12 protein-coding genes are annotated in these 21,106 nt (G+C 62.1%); all 12 read right to left on the bottom strand.

Features of this window, described 5'->3' with window-relative positions; all coding sequences use genetic code 11:
- Nucleotides 1-2: 2 nt before the first annotated feature.
- The gene (locus H7C18_RS08955; RefSeq protein ID WP_185128678.1) at nt 3-3,239 is read right to left on the bottom strand and encodes a glycoside hydrolase family 2 TIM barrel-domain containing protein; all 3,237 of its coding nucleotides are present in this window, start codon (nt 3,237-3,239) and stop codon (nt 3-5) included.
- Nucleotides 3,229-3,897, bottom strand: coding sequence for an aspartate/glutamate racemase family protein (locus H7C18_RS08950; RefSeq protein WP_185128677.1), 669 nt, complete (start codon nt 3,895-3,897; stop codon nt 3,229-3,231). The genes H7C18_RS08955 and H7C18_RS08950 overlap by 11 nt, the downstream gene beginning before the upstream one ends.
- A 104-nt stretch (nt 3,898-4,001) precedes the next feature.
- Nucleotides 4,002-5,384 (bottom strand): four-carbon acid sugar kinase family protein, encoded by a 1,383-nt coding sequence (locus tag H7C18_RS08945; protein ID WP_238357597.1) that lies wholly within the window; start codon nt 5,382-5,384, stop codon nt 4,002-4,004.
- Entirely contained in the window at nt 5,384-7,120 is a 1,737-nt protein-coding gene (locus H7C18_RS08940; RefSeq protein ID WP_238357560.1) for a glycoside hydrolase family 127 protein, read from the bottom strand. The genes H7C18_RS08945 and H7C18_RS08940 overlap by 1 nt, the downstream gene beginning before the upstream one ends.
- A 159-nt stretch (nt 7,121-7,279) precedes the next feature.
- The gene (locus tag H7C18_RS08935) at nt 7,280-8,074 is read right to left on the bottom strand and encodes a response regulator transcription factor (protein ID WP_185128676.1); all 795 of its coding nucleotides are present in this window, start codon (nt 8,072-8,074) and stop codon (nt 7,280-7,282) included.
- Nucleotides 8,049-9,851, bottom strand: coding sequence for a sensor histidine kinase (locus H7C18_RS08930; RefSeq protein WP_185128675.1), 1,803 nt, complete (start codon nt 9,849-9,851; stop codon nt 8,049-8,051). The genes H7C18_RS08935 and H7C18_RS08930 overlap by 26 nt, the downstream gene beginning before the upstream one ends.
- A gap of 138 nt (nt 9,852-9,989) precedes the next feature.
- The gene (locus H7C18_RS08925; protein ID WP_185128674.1) at nt 9,990-11,600 is read right to left on the bottom strand and encodes an extracellular solute-binding protein; all 1,611 of its coding nucleotides are present in this window, start codon (nt 11,598-11,600) and stop codon (nt 9,990-9,992) included.
- A 107-nt stretch (nt 11,601-11,707) separates the two neighbouring features.
- Nucleotides 11,708-12,595: a carbohydrate ABC transporter permease gene (locus H7C18_RS08920; RefSeq protein ID WP_185128673.1), complete on the bottom strand. Its 888-nt coding sequence runs from the start codon at nt 12,593-12,595 to the stop codon at nt 11,708-11,710.
- A gap of 21 nt (nt 12,596-12,616) precedes the next feature.
- Nucleotides 12,617-13,609: an ABC transporter permease gene (locus H7C18_RS08915; RefSeq protein ID WP_238357559.1), complete on the bottom strand. Its 993-nt coding sequence runs from the start codon at nt 13,607-13,609 to the stop codon at nt 12,617-12,619.
- Nucleotides 13,610-13,717: 108 nt separating this feature from the next.
- Nucleotides 13,718-15,016 carry a RuBisCO large subunit C-terminal-like domain-containing protein gene (locus H7C18_RS08910; protein ID WP_185128672.1) on the bottom strand — a complete coding sequence of 433 codons (1,299 nt, stop codon included), beginning with the start codon at nt 15,014-15,016 and terminating at the stop codon, nt 13,718-13,720.
- The gene (locus H7C18_RS08905) at nt 15,007-17,070 is read right to left on the bottom strand and encodes a beta-galactosidase (RefSeq protein WP_185128671.1); all 2,064 of its coding nucleotides are present in this window, start codon (nt 17,068-17,070) and stop codon (nt 15,007-15,009) included. The genes H7C18_RS08910 and H7C18_RS08905 overlap by 10 nt, the downstream gene beginning before the upstream one ends.
- Nucleotides 17,071-17,089: 19 nt before the next feature.
- Entirely contained in the window at nt 17,090-20,983 is a 3,894-nt protein-coding gene (locus H7C18_RS08900) for a glycosyl hydrolase family 2 protein (protein ID WP_337913176.1), read from the bottom strand.
- Between the last annotated feature and the right edge of the window lie 123 nt (nt 20,984-21,106).

Below are 21,106 nucleotides of genomic sequence, written 5' to 3'. Positions count from 1 at the left end.
GTTCACATCCCTTCGGTTGATAGACCGGCGAACGTCCGTCTGCCGACCCGCATCGGCGACGATTCGTTCAGCGAGATCGGCGTCAGGCGGATTCGAAACGTCATCGGCCGCGGCTTCAGCAAATATTCGTCCAGCGTCGGCGCGTAGCCGCAGCTGTGATTGCCGATTCCGCTCTGCGCCAGGTCGAGCTTGACGATCGTCTTCTTCAAGCGGGTCAGCTCGTGCACGTGCTTCGCCTTCGTCAGATCTTCGGCGGAGTAATGGTGGACGCTCGTATCGAAAAAGCCGTCCGTCGACCTGCAACCGTTAACGTCGGCCGAAGGCCGATTGTTCGGTTGGCAGATTGCCGAGAACAGCAGGCCGACCCCTCGCGCGTCGGTGACCGCCGACCAGCGCGTGTCGGTCTTGTTGCCGTTCTCCTGCGGTTTGATGTACGGGACGAACTGCTCCTGTACCGTACCGCCGTAAACCCCCAGCTTGCCGCTCATCTTGCGGTCGGCGTAGCACTCGTGCGGCCCCCGGCCGAACCAGGAAAACCGGTCGAACGGTTCCGGCATCGCCAGCTCGAGTCCGAAGCGGGGAAGCGGCGGCAAACCGTCCCGCGGCTCAATCGACGCTTCGATCAGCAGCTCCCCGCTCCCATTCAGCGTATACGCGATGCGCGAGCGAAAAGCCACCGGCTCGCCGCGCGCGCCGACCGCCGCTTCCGCCATGATTCGCACGGCATCGTCGCCATACGGTTCGGCGGCAAAAGATTTCAGCCAGACGCCGAGCCGGTCGTAGCCGGCTTTTCGCCACTCCTTGGCCAGATGCACGTCGTTGTCGAGCGGCGCCCGCCAGAAGTTTAGCTTCGGCCCGGACGCCAGAAGCTCGATGCCGCGGAACGTCCAGGAGACGGCCGTCCCCGTCAGCTTGTCGAACGCGAGCGCGAAGTCATGCCCTTGCGCCGTCAGCAAGCGGGCCGATTCCGACAGGACCGGCGACGGGAAGCGGGCACCGGGCAGAGACGCAGACGCTTCTGAGCGGCTCGTCCCGAACGGCAGATCCGCCCAGGCGATCTCGTGGCCTCGTTCGGCCCAAGCCGTCGGCTCGGCCAACGCGAAGCGGACGTGCAGCCAATATTCGCCGACATCCGCCGCCGGCGTTATGGCTTGCGGCGGAAGCCGAACGATCTCCTCCGCGCCCGCCGGCGTCTCCAGAACCGGCAGCTCGCCCTGCCGGACCGCTTCGCCGTCGCGCATCAGCCGCCATTCCCCCCGCAGATGCGCTAACGTCAGGAAATCGTAGCGGTTGATGATTTTGACGCGTCCCGCCTTGGCGTCCGCCGTTTCTATTCGGACCGGCTCGATCGCTTTTTTGTATTCGAGAATCGACGCCTTCGGCTCTCGGTCCGGGAACAGCAGCCCGTCGATGCAGAAGTGCCCGCTGTGGGGCTCCTCGCCGAAATCGCCGCCGTACGCGATCCGCTCCTCGCCCGTCTCCGACCGCCGCGCGACTCCTAAGTCCTGCCACTCCCAGATGAATCCGCCGAGCAGGCGCGGATGGGCATAGATTGCGTCCCAATATTCCTTCAGGTTGCCGACGGAGTTGCCCATCGCATGACCGTACTCGACCATCAGGAAGGGACGGTCGTCCGGTTTGCACCCTTCCGCGATCAGCGTCTCCACCGACGGATACATCGAGCTGACGATGTCGACGACCGGCGCCTCATAGGCGCGCTCGTAATGGATCGGCCGAGTCGGATCGGCCTGCCGGACCCATTCGGCCATCGCGTCGTGGTTCGGGCCGTAGCCGGATTCGTTGCCCAGCGACCAGACGATGACCGAAGGATGATTCTTGTCCCGTTCGACCATCCGCTTCGCCCGCTGCACGTAAGCGGCCCGCCACTCCGGCCGGCTGGACAGCCAGCTTTCGCCGGCGAAAAATTCCGCGGCGTTCGACTCCTTGTAGGCGACGTTCTCGATAAACCGGATCCCGTGCGTCTCCAGGTCGGCTTCGTCGATCGCGTACAGGCCGAATTCGTCGCACAGGTCGAGCCACCGCCGGTCGTTCGGATAATGGGACAGACGCACCGCGTTCAGGTTGTGCCTTTTCATCAGCAGGATATCGCGGACCATCGCCTCCCGGGTCGTGACGAATCCGAGCCGCGGATCGAATTCGTTGCGGTTGACGCCTTTGAGCGTCACCGGCCGGCCGTTCACGAGCAGGCGTCCGCCGGAGACCCGCACCTCGCGGAAGCCGACGGCGACCCGCTTCACCTCCAGAACCCGCTTGTCCGCGTCATAAAGCGCGAGCAGCAGCGAATACAAATTCGGCGTCTCCGCCGTCCAATGCAACGGACGCTTGACCGTCTCGCTCCAACGGAGCCGGCTTTGCTTCTCGTCCTCGGGAGCGAAAGACAGGGGGATGCGCCGGTCGAACACCGTCTCGCGATTGCCTCCGAGCAAGGTGAGCCGAAGCTCGAAGCCCTCGGCTTGGCGGCCCATCCGGTTCTCGGCGTCGATGCGGACGTCCAGCTCGGCGTCCTCGAAGCGCGGGTCGAACCGCGTCCGTACGCATATGTCGGATATCCGAACGGCCGACGGCGCCATCAGATAGACGTCGCGGAAAATGCCGCTCAGCCGCCATTTGTCCTGGCTCTCCAGATAGCTGCCGTCCGACCATTGGTAGACCCGCACCGCCAGCACGTTGCGCCCGGGCTTCAAGAGACTCGTGACGTCGAATTCGGAGGGCAAATGACTGCCTTGGCTATAACCGGCCGGTTGACCGTTGACCCATACGTGGAAGGCGGAATCGACTCCCTCGAACACGAGGTGAACGAACCGTCCCTCCCAGCCGGGCGGGATCGCAAACTCGGTGCGGTAGCAGCCGGTCGGATTGGCGAGCGGCACGTGCGGCGGGTCGATCGGAAAAGGATACGGGCAGCTGCTGTAATGCGGCCTTCCGTAGCCGTGAAGCTGCCAATTGCTCGGAACGGGAATCGTATCCCAGTCCGACGCGTCGTAGTCCGACGCTTCGAAGCCTTGCGGCGCCAACGCCGGCGATCCCGCGTACGAGAACGCCCAGTCGCCGTTCAGCAGCCGGACGTACGGCGTCGCTCCCCGTTCCGCTTCCAGCGCGGACTCCTCGTCTGCATACGGAATCAAATCGGCATGAGGCGCGACCGTGTTCCGCTCCAGCACGTCCAGGTTGGACCAGTCCGGAAGCGGCGCTCCCGACTTCTTCCGGTCAGCGGCCACGGCCGGCTTCCTCCAGCAGCTTCTTGACCGCCAGAACGCCCCGGTACGGACTGGACAGCACCGGAATGCCGAGGGCGGCGAGTCGCTCCTCCATCCGGGCCATCGACCCTTGGGCCAGCACGAGCGCATCCGCTTGACCGGCGACCCGCTCGGCCGTCTCCAGCAAAATTTGATCGTGCCGCTCCGGCGAGCCGCCGACGAGCGCGTCGTACGCGCCTTCCGCCAGTCCGTCCACGATGGCGACCGGCTTGCCGAGCTTCTCCGCCTGGCGGCGAAGGAGGCGCTTGGTTGGTTCCAGCGTTGTCGGGAGCGTCGCAAGAACGCCGATTCGCTCGTACTTCGAAGCCGCTTCGTACGTCATCGCGTCGTCGATGCGGACGATCGGCGCGTCGACTATGCCGCGCGCCAGCTCCGCCACCTCTCCGACGGAGGAGCAAGTGTTGAAGATCGCGTCGGCGCCCATCTCCGCGCCGTTCTGATAATATTGAATCAAGCGGCGGGTAACGGCCGGGGTAACTTGCCCCGCCTTCACCACGTCGTGAATGAGGCTGTCGTCCACGATCGTCACGATTCTGCAATCCGGGAGCAGTTCCCGGTAGATGTCCCTCATCGGTTCGGCCAACCCTTGCCCGGTATAGACGGCCACGACCGTTTTCATCGATAACGCCCTCCTTATAAAATGGCGGTGAAGCCTCGTCCAGGTAGGCAGTCTAACCGCCTTCCTTCTCATATTCCGCCGAAATTCCCGACCACCCGGGCGGCCTAAGAAGCCCGCCCTTCGCGAACTTGCGCGAAGAAGTCTTCCCCGCCCATCTGGCCGCCCTTCAAGACAACCTCCAACCCGTCGAACCGCCCGTCCCGGGAATAAGCCCGGCAAAGCGGGGCTCCCGGCACGAGCGGCGCTGCCATCTCCATCGCGTAGACGCCGAGCTGCTTCATCACAAAGCCGGAAGTATCGCCGCCGGCGATAGCGATTCGCTTAAGCGGCCGCTCCTCCAGCACCGCCCGGCAGACGAGACCGAGCCGCTCCCCGATGAGCCGGCCGCTGTCCGCGCTCCCCCGCCCGTTCGCTGCGAGCCCGGACCGCGTACGGGCGATGCTCGCGTCCTCCGGCCCTTTCGCGGAAAAAAGCAGCACGCTCCGGCCGTCCGCCAGCAGGCTTAGCGCCTCCCGCGCCAACTGCCGGACCGTCTCTTCCGGCCGGTCGTCGCCGATCCAATCGGCCGGATCGACCCGGATGCCGGCGAACCCGTGCGCCAGCGCGAAGTCGATCTGGCTTTGCGTCACCGACGAGCAGCTGCCGGAGACGAAGAGCAGCGGCTCGGCCGGCCCCGGGCTCGGAAAGCGCGTCCGCGGCTCGGTCCGCCCTTCCGCTTGCCAGCACGCCGCCAGCGCATACTCGATGCCGGAAGAACCGGCAACGAAAAGAGGCTCGGCGGCCGCCTCCCGCCACAGCAGACCGCCTACCTTCGCCAGGCGCTCGCGGTCGAGCGCGTCGAACAGCACGACCGCGGCTCCGTCCGCGACCTTGCGGTCGATCGCCGCCTGCACCTCTTCGAGCGAGCCCGACTGCTCGACAATGTCCACTAAAGCGCCGGGCAGATCGGTCTGCCCGGCCAGGTGCCGCAGCAGATCCGCCTCCCGCATCGGCGTCATCGGATGCCGGGACATGACCGGGTGCCGGTCCAGCCGGTGCGCGACGCCGTTCAGCGCGGCGAAATGCTGGCCGAACACGGTGTACCGCTTCAAGGCCGGAGCCCCGACGAGAAGCGGCACGTACCGCTGCCGGACGAACGTCCGCCGCGCCAGCTCGATCGCCCGGCCGATATTGCCGACTTCGGGCGCGGAATCGAACGTAGAGCACGTTTTGTAGTGGCAGATCGCCGCTCCCGACTCCGCCATCAAGCGGAATGCCTCCGGCAGTTCCCGCTCCATCTCGGCAGGCGTCAGCGAGCGGCTCACCCCGGCGATTCCGAACGCCTCCGAGTCGGCGAACTCCGTCCGCAGCGTCGCCGGCGCCGGCCGCTCCAGAAACAGGACCGTACGCAGTCCGGCCAGCGTCAGCGCCTCCATCGCGTCCGTCGAGCCGGTAAAATCGTCGCCGTAAAAAGCGACTCTTTTTCTCGAATCCGGCATCGCCCTCATTACCACGTCAATTCCGTCTCCGGACGGCGGTAATCGCCTTCCCGCATCGGCGCCTTGTCGTAAATCCGGCGGCCGTTGTATAGCGGCTGGTAACGGCCTTCGGGCGAAATATGAATGACGTCGTCTCCCTGCCACTCCACCTCGAATTGCTGCCCGACGGCGTTCTCGACCGTCTTGTAGCGGCTGAGCGGGAACGTGACGACGATCGTATCGCCGGCTTTGGCTTCGCCCAAGCGCAGGAAGACGTCCTTCACCCAGACGCTCGGCTGATTTCCCTTAATGACGCGAGCATCGCTGCCGCTTGTCCATTCGGCTTGGACTTGGTTATAGCCGGCCCATTCGGGAATGCGCACTTCCAGATTGGCGATATCCCGATGAACGGCGAGCTCCAGCTTGCCTTCATGCGGCAAGTAGCTGCTCACGTCCAACACCTTGGAGCCGCGGCTCAGCAGAAAATGGACCCGGACCGTTCCGCCCGCCTCTTCGGCGATCGCGTTGCTCCAGCCCATGAACAGCCCTCGGGTTCCCGAGCCGATGCAGCAAAGCTGAAGATCGCTCGTGTGGCCCCGGCCGTGGTTGACGTCGCAGCAGAAGTCGTTCGGGGCGGAATAGCCGGCGAACGCGCCGCGCGTACGCTGCGCGACCTTGAAGTACGTTTTCATGCCCGGCACGTCCTTCTCCTTGCTGTCCGCTTCGTCCACCCAATCCAGATCGAGCAGTTGGGATTCGGTCAGATGATTGCGGAGGAACCGCTCGACCACGCCCCAGTACTCGGGGTAGCCGCACTTCGCGAGCGTAATGCCGGTGGAGATCAAGTCGACCAGCGAACACGTCTCGTGCTCGTATTTCTGCTCCTGCATGTCGCCCGGCGTCCAGCCGAAGCGGGTACACTGCGTCAGCGCCCAATCGTAGCTCTTCTTGACGAAGTGCAGGAGCGAAGCGTCGCCCGTATGCCGCCCGTACCGCGCCAGCGCGTCCAACGTGCCGATCCGCGTATGGAAATGCCCGCTGCGATAAGCCAGCGAGCTGTTGAAGCTGCCGTCCTCGTTGTAGACGCCGCTCCGCTTGACGATCAGCGCCGAGAAAAACTCGCAAAGCTCGAGCGCGTCCCGGTTCCCGGTGACCTCGTGATATTTCAGCAGCGGCATCATGAGCCGGCCGCAGAACGATGCCGGATCGGGGGCCAGGCGGATCTGCACGGCGTTCTTCGACGGCCAGCCGCCCTCGAAATATTCGGAAGCCGGGTAATACCACACGTCCTTCTCCTTGACGGCAATCCGCTTCAGCGCCGCGACATGCTTGTCGGCCGCTTCCTTCGCCCGCGGATCGCCGGTCGCCATGAACCAGGTCGTCAGCGACAGAATGACCGCGCGCTGATCGATCAGGTTCGCCGCTTCCTCCCAGCGGCCTTGCGGATTCTTCCGGCGGTAGCTCAGCCCGTCTTCCTTGAAGAAGCGAAGCAGGTTCTCCTTATATCGCTTCTCCGTCTCCAAGCCGAACGTCTCGCCGCTCATGTGCCTGGCCAGCGTCGCCGCGTCGATCAGCCGCCCGTGGCTGGAGCCGTAGTCCCAGTCTCCGTGCGTCATGAATGCCGGCTTCGAGACAAAATTCGCATTGAAAAACGGAATGTAATCGTAGTCTTCGTCCGCCATTCCGATGATGGCGTTTAATACGTGCCCGGCCCGTTCCTCGAGCAGCAGCGTATCGGGGATCATCCGCTTGCTTTGTCCTTCCATCGTCAAGCTCCTTTCACGTGCGTGATAGCGATTTCACCCCCATCGTATCGCACTTCGCCCGGGTAAAAATAGGGTTCATCCTTAAGGTTTGAATGATCATTTCTAAGCTCTTAAAAAAAGAAAAACCTTCACGCCCAACGTGAAGGTAGCGAATCCGTATCAGTGCGTCATCGGCAGAGATTGGCGACACCCTTCCCGGAACTCGCCGGGGGTGACGCCGGTATATTTCTTGAAGACGCTGAAGAAATGCCGGACGTTCTCGTAGCCGACCTCCTCGGAGATTTCCTGGAAGGAGAACTCATCGCTTTCGAGCATCAGGCGCTTCGCCTTCTTGATGCGGCACAGATGCAAATAATGAATGAAGGTCAATCCGGTCTCTTTCTTGAACAAGCTGCTGATATAATTCGGGTGCAGCTCGACGTGCTCCGAGATCATATCGAGAGACAAATCCTGCATATAGTGCAAATCGATGTATTCGACCACGTTGCGGATATTGCGGGACATCTGGCCGCGCTTGTCTTCCGGAAGCACCGGGCCGACCTCGGCAAGCGCCGTCTTCGGACGGGCGGCGCTATGCTCGCGGACGATCTCAAGGCAAACGTCCGAGAGCAGGCCGAGAAATTCCGCCTTGTTGATCGGCTTCAGCAGGTAGTCGATCACCTTGCGGCGGATCGCTTCTCTCAGATAGACCGTCTCCTCGTAGCCGGTCAAAATAATAAACCGTTTGCAAAGCTGCCGTTCCTGCGCTTCGCGGATCAGCTCGAGCCCGTTCATCTCCGCCATTTCGATGTCGGTAATGAGCAGGTCGGGCTTGAACGCTTCCATCTTCTCCAGAGCGTCGTGCCCGTCCGAAGCGGTGACGATTTCTTTGCACGGGGTATTCGACTTTTTCACGATATTCGTAAGCCCTTTGATAATGATCGGTTCGTCATCGACGATCATCAGATTCAGCATCGGAATCCCTCCCGGGTCGGAAAATGATCGTATAACGCGTGCCCTCGTCCGGACCGCTGTCGATCCGAAGCTCGCTGCCTGGGCCGAAATAAGCTTTGATCCGCTCGCTCACATTGTACAATCCCATGCCGGAGCCGGTCGTTTGCAGCCTGTTTTTGTTCAGCCGCTTATCCAGGACGCCGCGGATCGTCTCGAGCCGCTCAGGCGGCACGCCGCCGCCGTCGTCCGCGATGGAGATTCGGATCCGGTCGTCCTCTCTGCACACGTGAACGTCGATGCGCCCGCCCTTTCGGGACTTGCCCAGTCCGTGAACGATGCAATTCTCGACGAGCGGCTGCAGGATGAACCGAGGACAGCGAATGTCGGACAGATCGGTCTCGATGCGAAAATCGAACTTCAGCTTGTCTTCCATCCGGATCTTGTGAACTTGCAAGTAATGCCGGACGTTCTCGATCTCTTCCGCAAGCGGCGTGTCGTTCTCCCCGGAAGACAGGCTGTAGCGAAGCAGCCGCCCGAACGTATAGATCGCCTCCACGACCTCCTCGTCGTCGTTGATCTCGGCCAGCATGCGGATCGATTCGAGCGTGTTGTACAGGAAGTGCGGCTTGATCTGCGCCTGCAGCACCTGATAATCCGCTTCCTTCTTCATCAGCTCCGCGCGGTGTACCCGGTTGAGCAAGTCGTCGATGCGCCGGATCATCAGATTGTACGAGGCGGTGAGCAGGCCGATCTCGTCCTTGTCCACCCGCCCCACATACTCCGGAAGATGATCCTGGTCCACCTTGCGCATATGCTTGGCCAGGCGGACGATCCGCTTCGTAATCGTCGAGACGATCAAATAATAGACGAGCGAGAGCAGCGCCAGGAGACCGACGAGCACGCCGGCGAAGCCGATCGTTCTCTCCCGGACGTGGGAGAAAGCTCCGTCCACCCCGTTGATCAGCATAATGCGGAAGGGAAGTCCCTTGATCGCGATCGAGTTGATGAAGAGCTTGTGCTCCTGCCAATAGAAATGGTCGTCTCCGCTCTGCAGGCGTGCGAGGATAGCGTCCATCTGCTGCCGGGGCAGGTCGATGTTCAAGGACCGGTAAAGCGCTTGCCCATCCTGATAAAACACGATGTTGCGGTTCGGCTCCGGCGCGACCGAATTGAAAAAATCGGTCATGATGTCCGGGCGCACTTCCACTTTCAAGACGCCGAGCTCGAACGAGAACGTCGGATCGTATATTTTCTGGTAATAAGTCATGGTCGGCGCTTGATCCGCCGCTTTCGACTCGGCCATCCATACGCCTCGGTTGACAGAAAGCGTTTTCAAAGTATCTACGACCCGTGGGTTCGTCAAGTCGCTCTCGTAGCCCAGCTCCCCTTGCACGGGTAGAACCTGCTTGTTCCGAACGTAAAGCTGCACCGAACGGATGAAGGAATTGCCCGATAAAGCGAAATTGATGACCGGGCGAATGTTCTTCAAGTAGTTGTACACTTGATCGGCATCGGAAGTATAATGGCCGCCGAGATGATCGGTCACTTCCGGATTATATTGAAACAAGTTATAAATCGATTCCGCCTGCGCCAGGCTGACCTCGAAGCTGTTCGAGGCGAGCTGGACGAGATGCTGCTGGCTCTCGGAATAATCCTTGAAAATATTCGAGTAGAACTGATGGTAGAAGAGAGCGCCGAACGCGATCGTCGGCACCATGACGAGCACCAGATAGCCGATCAGCATTTTGCTGGCGATCCGCATGTCGCGAAACCGCGCCGCTGCGTTGCGAAGAAACATCAAGCCTCACTGCCTTGCCCGAAAATGACGTATCGCACTCCACATGATACACCCGCCGCAAGAGCGAAACAACAGATTTGCTATATAAAGGCAGAGACAAAGCCTGGAAACGCTTTGCCTCTACCCCGGGGACGAACGCTATTGATTGCTGTTCAGCCTGCTTTTGGCTTTGTCGTACTGCGTGGCCGCCCAAGCGTTCAATTTGTCCAAGCCGATCTTGTTCGCTTGATCCATCATCGCGTTGTAAGCTTTCACCGCTTCGTCCTCGGACTTCGAGAGGAAGATTCTCACTTCTTCGGTTTTGATCATGTTGTCGAGGTTCGACTGGATGATCGCCTCGTTCGTCCCGGCCTCCGGCACGAGCGTGCCGAGCAGCGGATCGGACTTGTACACCTTGGTCATCGCTTCCATCGCGGCCGTCGATTGCGGCTGATTGTCCGGCTGATAGCGGGCCAGGCCCTGCGTAATGTACGTGTCGGCGAGCAGCCCCCAATATACTTCGCCGTCTCTTTTTACGACGTCCATATCGTTGGTGTTGTATTTGAGAACCGGGTAGCCGCCGTCGGCCATGGTGTAATCTTCGCCTTCGAGGCCCCAATCGCCGAGGCGCATCCCTTCGTCGCTGCGCATGAACTGGATGAACTTGATGGCCGCTTCCGGATCCTTGGCGTCCTTGGTGATGAACAGGCCGGCCCAGCCCGGATTGTTGTTGATCAGTGCCGCTTTGTCGCTAAGCATCGGCGTCAGCTGCGTAAAGGTGAAGTCTTTGCCGTTCTTCTTCAGCTCGGAGTTGAGCGTCTCGGCGGCCGTCTCGGTATATTCCCACGCGAAAGCTTTGCCCGTCAGAGCGAGCTGCTTCGATTGGTTCGGGTCCTTCCACGTGAATTGATCGGCGGTAATGAGGCCTTTGGCGTACAGCGTATTCATCAGCTTGTAATACTCCAGCTGCCTCGGATCGCCGATGTAGTACGTCGGCTTGCCGTTCGCCATATTGAAGCCAAAGCGCGGCAGGCCGAGCTGAAGACGGAAGTAGGAATCGATCTGTCCCGGCGTGAGCGCGAGCGGGGTCATATCCGGATACTTCTTCTTGACGGTCTCGAGCACGTTCACGAAGTCGTCCAGCGTCTTGATTTCCGGATTGCCGATCGCTTGCATGATGTCCGTCCGCAGCGCCATGCCGCCCCCGCGGAACAACGCTTTCGGATATTTGGCCAGCTCTTCCGGAGTGGAGAAGCCGTCGCGAACGGTATAATAATTGCCGTCGGATACGGTGTTGACCGCTTTGGTCATGTCGTCGATCTTGAAGTCCGGCGCATACTTGTCGATCAACGGCTGCCAGGGCAGCGACACTTTGGAATCCGACATCTTGGAGATATTGTCGTACGTAAAGACCAAGTCGGGCAGGTTGCCGGAGGCGATCATCAGCGGAAGCTGGTTCGCGTCGGTGGCGACTTGAACTTTAATGTTGATTCCCGTCTTCTTCGTGATTTCCTCGGGAATTTTGCCGCTCCAATCGGTCAGCGGCCACCAGGGAAAATCGACGAACATCGTGAGCGTCTTCTGCGCCTGGGCGCCTCCGCTTGCTCCGCCGTCGGAAGCCGGCTGGCTGCCGGATGCGGACGGGCTGCCGGATGCGTTCGACCCTTGAGCGTGGTTGCCGTTGTTGCCGCTGCCGCATGCGGCCAGCGAGATCGCCAGACAGAATGCGGCGACAAGCGTGACCCATTTTCTTGAGCTTGACCCCTTCATTGGTAATCCTCCTTCAAAGTCCTTGAATTAAGTTTATACTATTGGATCGGAACGGCGCGACCGAGCGCGAGGCTGCGGCGGGCTTTCCAATAATATACCAAGTCGGCCTAGCCTTTGACCGCGCCGATCGTGGCGCCTTTGACGAAGTATTTCTGCAGGAACGGATAGACGCAGACGATCGGCAGCACTGCGATCACCATGGCCGTCACCTGCAAGGAGAACGGCGTCACCTGCGCCACCTTGGACGCGTAGTCCCCGCTCGGTCCGCTGAGCGGCACGTTGCCTTTGTTGATGATATCGATCATACGGAACGTCAGCGTGCGCAAGTTGTCGCTCTGCACGAAGTAGGCGGAATCGAGCCAGGAGTTCCACTGCCCGACCCCGAGAAACAGCGCCATCGTCGCCAGGAGCGGTTTGGATACGGGCAGGATGATTCGGGCGAACACGGTCCATTCGTTCGCTCCGTCCATCTTGGCCGATTCCTCCATCTCCGGCGGCAATTCCCGGAAGAACGAAACGGCGATGATCAGGAAAAACAGATTGAGCATCGTCGGAACGACGTAAACGTAAAACGTGTTCAGCAAGTGCAGCTGGCGCAGGATGACATAATACGGGATGAGTCCGCCGGACACGTACATGCCGACGATAAACAGCATGTAATAAAATTTTTGCAGCACCAGCTGCTTGGTCGCCAGCCCGTAAGCGACGAGCGAAGTGACGAACAACCCGAGGCAGGCCCCGACCACCGTACGGGCAACGCTGACGCCGAACGCTTTGATCCAGCTCGGATCGTTCAGAAAGGTCGAGTAGTTTTCAACCGTAAATTGGCGCGGCCACAGATAGATGCCGCCGAGCGCCGTATCCATCCCTTCGTTGAAGGAAACGATCAGCAGGTACCAGAACGGATAAAACGTCGCGATAAACACGGCAATCAGCAGCACGTAGTTGACGCCGTCGACGAGCCGGTCCTCCAAGCTTTTGCTCCGCACCGTCATCTCCTCCTTTCTCGAATGGAATCAGAAAAGCCCCGTCTTCGTCGTCTTCTTGGCTGCGAAGTTGCTGCCGAGGATTAGCGCGATCGAGATGACCGACTGCATGAGGTCGATGGCGGTGGCGAACGAATACCGTCCTTGCGCCAGCCCCATGCGGAACGCATATGTCTGCAGGATCTCGGATTTGTCCGCGTTGAGCGGATTGCCGAGCAAGAACGCTTGCTCGAAGTTCGAGCCGACCAGGCCGCCGCCGAGCAGACTTCCCAGCGCCAGAATCAAGACGACGACGATCGTTCCTTTGATCCCGGGCAGCGTGACGTGCCAGATCCGCGACAAGCGCCCCGCCCCGTCGATCTGGGCGGCTTCGTATTGCGCCGGATCGATTCCCGACAAGGCGGCGAGGAAGATGATCGTCCACCAGCCCATCTCTTTCCAGATCGCGCTGCCGACGGCGAGGCCCCAGAAGTTGTTCGGACTCGTCAGGAAGCCGATCGGCTCCTTGATGATCCCGACCGACATCAGGATGTGGTTGATCATCCCCGACTCTCCGGACATGAAGACGACGACCAAGCCGTACACGACGACCCAGGAAATGAAGTGCGGCAGATAGCTGACCGTCTGCACCGTCCGCTTGAACCACCGCACCTTGACCTCGTTCAGCATGAGCGCGAACAGAATCGGCATCGGGAACGTGAAGATCAGCTTCAGCAGGCTGAGCGCCAGCGTATTGCGGACGATGCTGCCGAACTGATAATCGTGGTAGAACTCCTCGAAATAGCGAAATCCGACCCACGGAGCCGTGAAGATGCCGCGAATCCCGTCCGTGACCGAATAGTCTTTGAAGGCCATCAGGATCCCGAACAGCGGCAGAAAATGAAAAACGCAAAGATAAGCGATTCCGATCCATACGAACAGCTGAGGGTATTTTTGTCTGCCCAGCTGCTTCCAAATGGAGCGCGAAGCGGCCGAATCCGAGGAAACCGATGTCCCATTTAACCTTTTCGTTTCCGCGTTCAAACGGCTTCCCCTCCTTTCCGAATTACCGATGTTGAACATGATTGAAACCGTTGTCATCCGATGTCTTTATGATACAGCCTGGGCGGATGGACCCGAAACGGATGAAAACTAAGATTCGAATGTCGATTTCTCAGAAACCGTTTCCACCGGCCGGCCGAACTTCTCGATCGCCCGCCGCAAGGCCGGGTGACGCTCGGCATAGACGGCGAGCGGTTCGCCGCTCAGGGCCGCTTCCCAGCCGAGCTTCATGCTCTCCACGCCGGCGGCCGGTCCGTCGGGATGCGCGAGAATGCCGCCGCCCGCCAAGTGCATGACGTCGAGCGTACCGGTCTGCGCATACGTCTTCACCGCCGTCCCCGCCCACTGCCCGGAAGAGAGGACCGGCATCGGCAGGAGGGTGTCGCCGAGCGGCATAAGGCAAGATTGGATCGATCGGACGACCGATTCGTCCGACTCGTAAAATTTGCTGCTCAGCCCGTTCACGTGCAGATGGTCCGCGCCGGCCAGCCGGCACAGCTGCTGGTAGACGCGGAAGTCCATGCCGAGCATCGGACTGCGAGTCAGCATCCCCCATTGATTGCGGTGGCCGTGGATCGGCGCCTCGCTGTAACGATTGAGTTCCGTCAACGCCGCGTAACCGACGCTGTTGACGCTGACCATGACGCAGTTGCCTCCGGCCGCGATCGCCCGGTCGTGATTGCGGCGCATTTGGTCCAGGTCTCCGGTGATGTTGAAGGCGTACATCACCTTTTTGCCCGTCTTGTCGGCGGCCCGATGGATCGCGTCCATGACCGTATCCACCTTCCGTTCGAACGGTGCGTAAGGCGGATCGGCGTTCAACTCGTCATCCTTAATAAAATCGAGGCCGGACATCGCCAGCTCGAAGACGAGCCTCCCAAGCTCCTCCAAGGACAGGCCGACGCTCGGCTTGACGATCGTGCCGATGATCGGCCGGCCCCGGACGCCGCACAGCTCCCGCGTCCCTTCGATGCCGAACTTGGGCCCGCGGTAGGCGGACGTGAACGCTGCGGGAAGCTCCAGATCGACGAGCCGCAGGCCGGACAGCTCCTTCAGCTCATATAAGTTGCCGGCGATGGCCGCCAACAGATTCGGAATGGACGGGCCGAAATTGTGGAGAGGGAAAGAAATGCGAATTTCCCCCCGGTTGTATCCGCCGCCGGGCGCCGGAATAGCAGCCCCAGGCAAGGATGGAGCGGCCGCCGTTCCGAGCGGGCGAATTCCTTCCGCCCGGGCTCCGAACCGCTTCTTCAAATCGGCCGTTTCTCCCGGAACCGCCGTGAACGTGCCGGTCGACTGCTCGCCGGCCAGCACCTCGGCCGCTTTTTCCAGAGAGTGCGGCGTTTCCACCAGATATACCGCCACGACGCGGTCCCGGCTCAGCTGCATGGCGCATTCTCCTCTCTCGGCCGCTCGACGATCATGACGCCTTTGGCGGGAAGCTCGAACGTTTCCGGCAGCTCTCTGCCGGTCAGCAATTCGCGTTTGCCGCCTTTCTCCATCCGGACGGAGACGGCCTCGTCGTTATGGTTAAGCAGGAACGTGTACGACATTCCGCCCTTTGTCCGGCAAGTCGCTTCGACGCCTGCCGGCGCTTCCGCAAGCACCGGCCGAATCCGATGGTCATCGCACAGCTTTTTGACGAAATCCCGCAGGAAAGCCGGCTCCGGGCTGGTCGCCACATACCAGGCATGCCCTTGTCCGAAGGCGTTGCGCGTCAGGCAAGGCATGCCCCTGTAGAAATCGTCTCCGTAACAGGCGAGCGCCTCGGCCCCTTCCGTATGGATGAGGTCGCACAAAATGCCGCACTCGTAGGATGCCTGCATCCCGTCCATCTCGACCAGCATGCGGTTGCGTTGATCGGGGAAGAGCGCGTCGATCTCCTCGGCCCATAAGCCGAGAAGCGGCCGCAGCTCGCCCGGATAGCCGCCGGTCGTCACCAAGTCGGTCTCGTTCGCGATGCCGCTGAAAAACGTCGTGACGAACGTTCCGCCCTTTCGTACAAACCGCTCGATCCGCTCGGCGACGCCTGGCTTGATCATGTACAGAACCGGCGCGACGATCAGGTCGTAGCCGTCGAAGTCCGCTTCCGCGTTGACGATGTCGACCTGGATCCGATTCTCGAAAAAGGCGTCGTAATATTTCTGCACCTCGTCCACGTAGCGCAGCGCGTCGCTGGGTCCGCTCGAAGCCTCGACGGCCCACCAGTTTTCCCAGTCGAACACGATCGCCGCTTTGGCCTCGAGGCGCGAATCGAGGAAGGCGTCGCCCAGCTTCGTAAGCTCTTCCCCGAGCTCGGCGCATTCGCGGAAGACGCGGGTATGCTCGTGACCCGCGTGCTCGATCACCGCGCCGTGGAACTTCTCGCAGGCGCCGACGGAGCGTCGCAGCTGAAAGAACATGACCGTGTCCGCGCCCCGCGCGACCGCTTGATAGCTCCACAGCCGCATCACGCCGGGCCGTTTGAGAGAGTTGTAAGGCTGCCAGTTCTGCTGGCTCGGCGTCTGCTCCATCAGCATGAACGGCTGGCCGTTCCGGAGTCCGCGCATCAGGTCGAGGCGGAACGCCGTCGTCGCCGTCGGCGTATCGTAGGCCGGGTAATTGTCCCAAGCTACGATGTCGCAATGCTGGCCCCACTCGAAATAATCGAGCGGCTTGTAGGTGCCGTGGCCGTGCAGATTCGTCGTGACCGGAATGCGGGGCGTCGCCGCCTTCAGGATGTCGTATTCCAGCTTGTAGCACGCGAGCACGCTCTCCGAGTTGAAGCGGTAATAGTCGATCGTGATCCCTTGAAAAGCGGTCTGTTCCGGACGGTTGCGGTTCATGTGCTCGCTCAGCAGATTCGGCAGGACGATCTCGTCCCAATCGTAAAACGTATGTCCCCAAAATCGCGTGTTCCACGCCCGGTTCAGGGCATCGAGCGTTCCGTAGCGGCGCTTCAGCCAGCTGCGGAATTCCCGCTCGCACGTGTCGCAATAGCATTGGCAGCCCATCTCGTTGTTGGCGTGCCAGACGGCGAGCGCCGGATGGTTCCGGTAGCGCTCGGCCGTCTTTCGCACCAGCTCCGCGGCGAACCGGCGATAGGCCGGGCTGTTCGGACACGAATTGTGGCGCTGGCCGAACTTGCGCTTGCGGCCTTCGAAATCGACCGACAGCACATCGGGATACCGCGTCGCCATCCAGGCCGGATGGGCTGCGGTGCCCGTGGCCAGGCAGACGCGGATGCCGTTCCGCTCGCAAAGGTCCATCGCCTCGTCCAGCCAACCGAAATCGTAGACGTCCTCGGACGGCTGATTGAGCGCCCAGGCGAACACGTTGAGCGTCACGACGTCGATTCCGGCCAGCTTGAACAAGCGCATGTCCTCTTCCCAGATGTCCCGCGGCCATTGGTCCGGATTATAATCCCCGCCGTACAACAGTTTCGGCGTCTTCGGGTCGATCATGCTGCGTTCCTCCCGTATCTCATTCTGCCGCCAGACGCACCGGACCGAACAATCCGCCGGCCGGGAATACCGGCCGCCAGGCCGATTGATCCCTGTGCGTCCAGTACATGACCGCATTGTTCGCGCCGACGACGGCGGACGGACGGCCGACCTCGTAGTGGGCGCCGAGCGTATTCGTCACGCGGACGCGCATACGGTGGCTCCCCGCCTCCAGCTCGCGGCTAGCATACCGGTACGGCCGCCAGAGACGGACGCCGAGCGGCTTGCCGTCGATCCAAACCTCCGCCGTGCCGCGCACGTGCCCGAGGTCGAGCGCGATCCGACCGCGGCCGTCCGTTTCGAACGTCGTCTCGTACTCGACCGCGCCGCTGTGGTGAGGCAGGTTCAGCGCGGTTCGCCAGTCGCCGAGCTCTCCCTGTACCTTCGCCGTCCGGAAGCGGATCGGGCCGGTCAGCACCGCCGCTTCGGATTCGGCTCCGGCCGGCTCGACGCGGATCGCCATCGTCGTCCCGGCCGGCTGCGGCGGAAATTCCGCTTTGCCGCCGCGAAGCGGGATCTCGGCGCCGTTCAGCCATGCGCGCGCCCGACCCGTGCAGCGGAGAGTCATCTCCGCCGCTCCGGCCGGAAGCGGGAAGCGCAGCCAGACCGGCTTGCCGATCGCGGAAGGATCGGCCAGGAACGGAAGCGGATCGATCTCCGGCGCGGACTCGGGCATCAGCCAGCCGACATCCTTCAGCGGATGGGGACGGGGCGCAATCCAGAGCGTCTCGGTCTCGGCGAACTGCAGCACCGCTTCGTGGTAGACGAGCGGTTCTCCGCCCCGTTCGTCGCGCCAATCGGTGCCGGTGCAGAACACCGTCCGGCCGCCGTCCTCAAATTCGACGACGCCGTCGATGAGCACTTCCCCCTGGCCTTCGGGAAGCGTCACCTTCACTTCGTTGAGCCCTTCCTTCCACCAGGCCGACGCATCGACTTCCTCCTGGCCTTGCCGGATATACGGATTGAAGTCGCCGTGCTCGGTCAGCATCGTTCCGTTCACGCATAAGGCCGCCCGCCCTCTGGCGGCAAACTCGATCCGGACCTGCCGCACGGCTCGCCCGGACGGGCTTTCCAGCCGCTTGACGAGCGCCGATTGCAGGTTCGGGCTGCGGACGTAGATGTATTTCGGCAGCGGTTCGCCCGCCTGCCGGTTCACTTCGACGCCGACGCGGATGAGCCCGGAAGAACGCGCCTTCGCCAGAAGCTCCAGCTCGTTGCCGCCTTCTTTCAGGTCGATCCTGGCGGTCATCTCTTCCGGTCCGCCCGTCCATTCGATCGCGCGGCCGTTCACCCGTCCCGTCAGCGCTGCGTTCGTCTCCGCGCGGATCCAATAACGGCCTGTTTGCGGTGCGATCACATGCGTCCGGGCGCAGACGGTCTCTCCCGGCTCCGCCTTGCCGAGGTTGAGGAACCGGCGCGGAACCCGCCCCATGCGGCCGGCCCATGTGCGGAAGGAAAGATCGCCGAACGTCTGGCTGTACACGACGGGCCATGCGGCTTCCGGGTCGAACGACTCGCCCTTGGAGGCGAGCCAATACGCCGATTCGCTCCACAATCGTTCGGCCCAGGCCGAATCGTCGAGCTCGGGCCGGTGCCAGCCGGCCTGCTCGCCCTCCGCCGGGACGCGTTCGGCGCAGACCTTGAACGACCGGCGCTCGATGCCGAGCAGCTCCGGACGCTCGTCGTGCAAGTCGAAGTCTCCGTAACGGTTATCCAGCGTCGGCACGGCCGTTACGTTCCATGGCCCGGCCCATTCGACGCTGCCCGCCGCTTGAAGCGGTGCCGCCGGAACGGCCGGCTTCAGGCCGACGCTTCGGGATGTGTCCGGCACACCGAAAGAGGCGTCCGGCGCCGTGTCGTCTCCATTCCGTCCGGCGGCATCCCCTTTCCCGGCATCCGCCTCCCGTCCGCGCGGACAAACGATCAAAGCGGCCGGCCAATCGGCGAACGGAACCTCAAGCTCCGCCCATTCTCCCTCCCGCTTGTGAGGAAGCGGCCTGCGCTCCCCCGTTACCGGATTCCACAGCTCGGGCTCGCCCGCCGTCCGCAGCCGATAGCTCGCCGATTCCGGCAGCTTCGTTTCCGGCTCGGCGGGTTCATGCATCGCCAGCAGTCCGTGCGGCGGCAGCAGCAGGAACACATCCGCGTCATCGGTCTGGCGCTGCAGCGCCATCCCCGCCCCTTCGATCCGCTTCGGCAGGCGTTCGTCGATGAGCGCCGCCGCCTCCTCGGGCGTCTCCGCGTACGCAGCGCCCGCCAGCGTCCGCTCTTCGGCGGGAACATCCACGGCGATCACCCAGCCTCCCTGGGCGATCCATTCCTCCAGCTTTTGCTTCGCCGCCTCGTCCATCGCCTCCGTCCCGCAAAGGACGACGACGGAGAACCGTTCGCCGGCGATCGCCAATTCTTCGCCTTCCGGCATGGCCTTCATCAGCGCGGAATCGTCCACGACGTCGTAGTCCCGCCGAACATCGCGAAGCGCGCCGGTCTCCTCCGGCTCCTTGCGGTTCCAGCGGCTGGTCAGCTTTTTGTAGACGCGGTCGATATGCGCGACCTTCTCGTTCGGCACCCGGTTGGACACCGCCATCGGATGCTCGTTCTTGCCGCCGTCCTCGAGCGACAGGAACCCGCTGACGGCATAGGACGCATAATGAACGGCCACGTCGGCCACGTGCGTCCCTTCTGACAACAGGCCGCAGACGCGGCTAACCGTGTCCGCGAACACCGGATAGTGCTCGAAGTAAGGCTGCCTCCAGCCGGTATCCGGCGGAGCCCACTCCCACCAGCCGCCTCTCGTGCTGTAATAGACGGCATGGGGACTGTAAAGCGTCGCTCCCGCCTGGAACCAGGGAACGAGCCAGTGCATCGTCTCTTCCAGCGTGCCGCCCCATCCGCTGGAGTGGAAAGCTTCCAGCCACACTCGTTTGCCGCCGTGCAAATGAACCATCGACGAATGCGGCTTGATCTCTCCGTCCATGTCGCAGCCGGCCGAATTGTACCAGCGATGCGTCCGGAAATAGTCCAGGTACAGCCGCTGCGCCCCGTGAACCTCGACCCGCCTTGCCGGTCCCGCCTGATCGCATCCGATCAGCATGCCCCGCTTCTCGTGCCACTCCCCGAGCGGGATAAAGAACGCCCGTTCCGCCAACTCCGCGGCCAAACGGTAAACCCGCCTGCGCACCTCGGCCGCGCCCGGCAAATCCTCGAACAGCGCCGGCAGCGAATCGTCCAGGCTCTCCCCGAACTTGTCCCGGTACGCTTCGGAAATTTCCGGCGTCCAGAGCGGCAGCGGCGGCAGCTCGTCCTGGAAGCTTCCGGCGATCGTCCGGCCGAGATCGTGCGGGAAGCGCCGCTCGAACTCGCCGTGAACGCGGTCGATGAGCAGCAGCGTCGCGTTCGGGTCGAGCCAGTTGAAGCCCTGCCGCACGGCGGCGTAGCAAAAGCCGTCATGCTCGGCCAAGCGGACCGACCCTTCGGGAATGTCGCCGCTGTCGCGGAACCGCCGCAGCTGATAGCCCGCGAGCTGCGGACGCTCGGCCACGATCCTTGCCAGCAAGTTGGCCCCCGAGAAGCCGATTTGATCATAGAACCACAGATACATGCCGAGCCGCTCCGCCTCGCGCAGCGCGACCTCGAACAATCTCCACCAGTCTTCGCTGAAGAACACCGGGCGGTCGCCGACCGAACCGTACTGCGGGCCGGTCGGCGCCAGTTGGATGATGCCGATGTTCCTCAATCCGCCGGCGCGGAATTTCTCCAGCTGCCACCGCACCCGTTCTTCGGTCACCTCTTCGCCGCTCCACCACCAGAACGGAACCGGCCCGAAGCGCGGATCGGCGCTCGCGAAACGCTGCTTCATTTTCTCGTAACCCACGCGCATCAGCCTCGCTTTTCGAATCGTATACTCTCATGCTAGCGCTTTCGGACGGGGGAAATATAGAGAACGATTTTAAAATTCGGATGTCGATTTTTAATGAATCGAAGAGCGACCGGCGCC

This window comes from Cohnella zeiphila, assembly GCF_014212055.1.
In the GTDB taxonomy this organism is placed as follows: Bacteria; Bacillota; Bacilli; order Paenibacillales; family Paenibacillaceae; genus Cohnella; species Cohnella zeiphila.
The sequence above is the reverse complement of the archived record's forward strand: the minus strand, read 5'-3'. Positions and strand labels throughout refer to the sequence as shown.

Coding starts and splice junctions, on each gene's coding strand:
- H7C18_RS08950 (WP_185128677.1), bottom strand. CDS start 3,897: ATGAAAACGGTCGTGGCCGTCTATACCGGGCAAGGGTTGGCCGAACCG.
- H7C18_RS08945 (WP_238357597.1), bottom strand. CDS start 5,384: ATGAGGGCGATGCCGGATTCGAGAAAAAGAGTCGCTTTTTACGGCGAC.
- H7C18_RS08940 (WP_238357560.1), bottom strand. CDS start 7,120: ATGGAAGGACAAAGCAAGCGGATGATCCCCGATACGCTGCTGCTCGAG.
- H7C18_RS08935 (WP_185128676.1), bottom strand. CDS start 8,074: ATGCTGAATCTGATGATCGTCGATGACGAACCGATCATTATCAAAGGG.
- H7C18_RS08930 (WP_185128675.1), bottom strand. CDS start 9,851: ATGTTTCTTCGCAACGCAGCGGCGCGGTTTCGCGACATGCGGATCGCC.
- H7C18_RS08925 (WP_185128674.1), bottom strand. CDS start 11,600: ATGAAGGGGTCAAGCTCAAGAAAATGGGTCACGCTTGTCGCCGCATTC.
- H7C18_RS08920 (WP_185128673.1), bottom strand. CDS start 12,595: ATGACGGTGCGGAGCAAAAGCTTGGAGGACCGGCTCGTCGACGGCGTC.
- H7C18_RS08910 (WP_185128672.1), bottom strand. CDS start 15,016: ATGCAGCTGAGCCGGGACCGCGTCGTGGCGGTATATCTGGTGGAAACG.
- H7C18_RS08905 (WP_185128671.1), bottom strand. CDS start 17,070: ATGATCGACCCGAAGACGCCGAAACTGTTGTACGGCGGGGATTATAAT.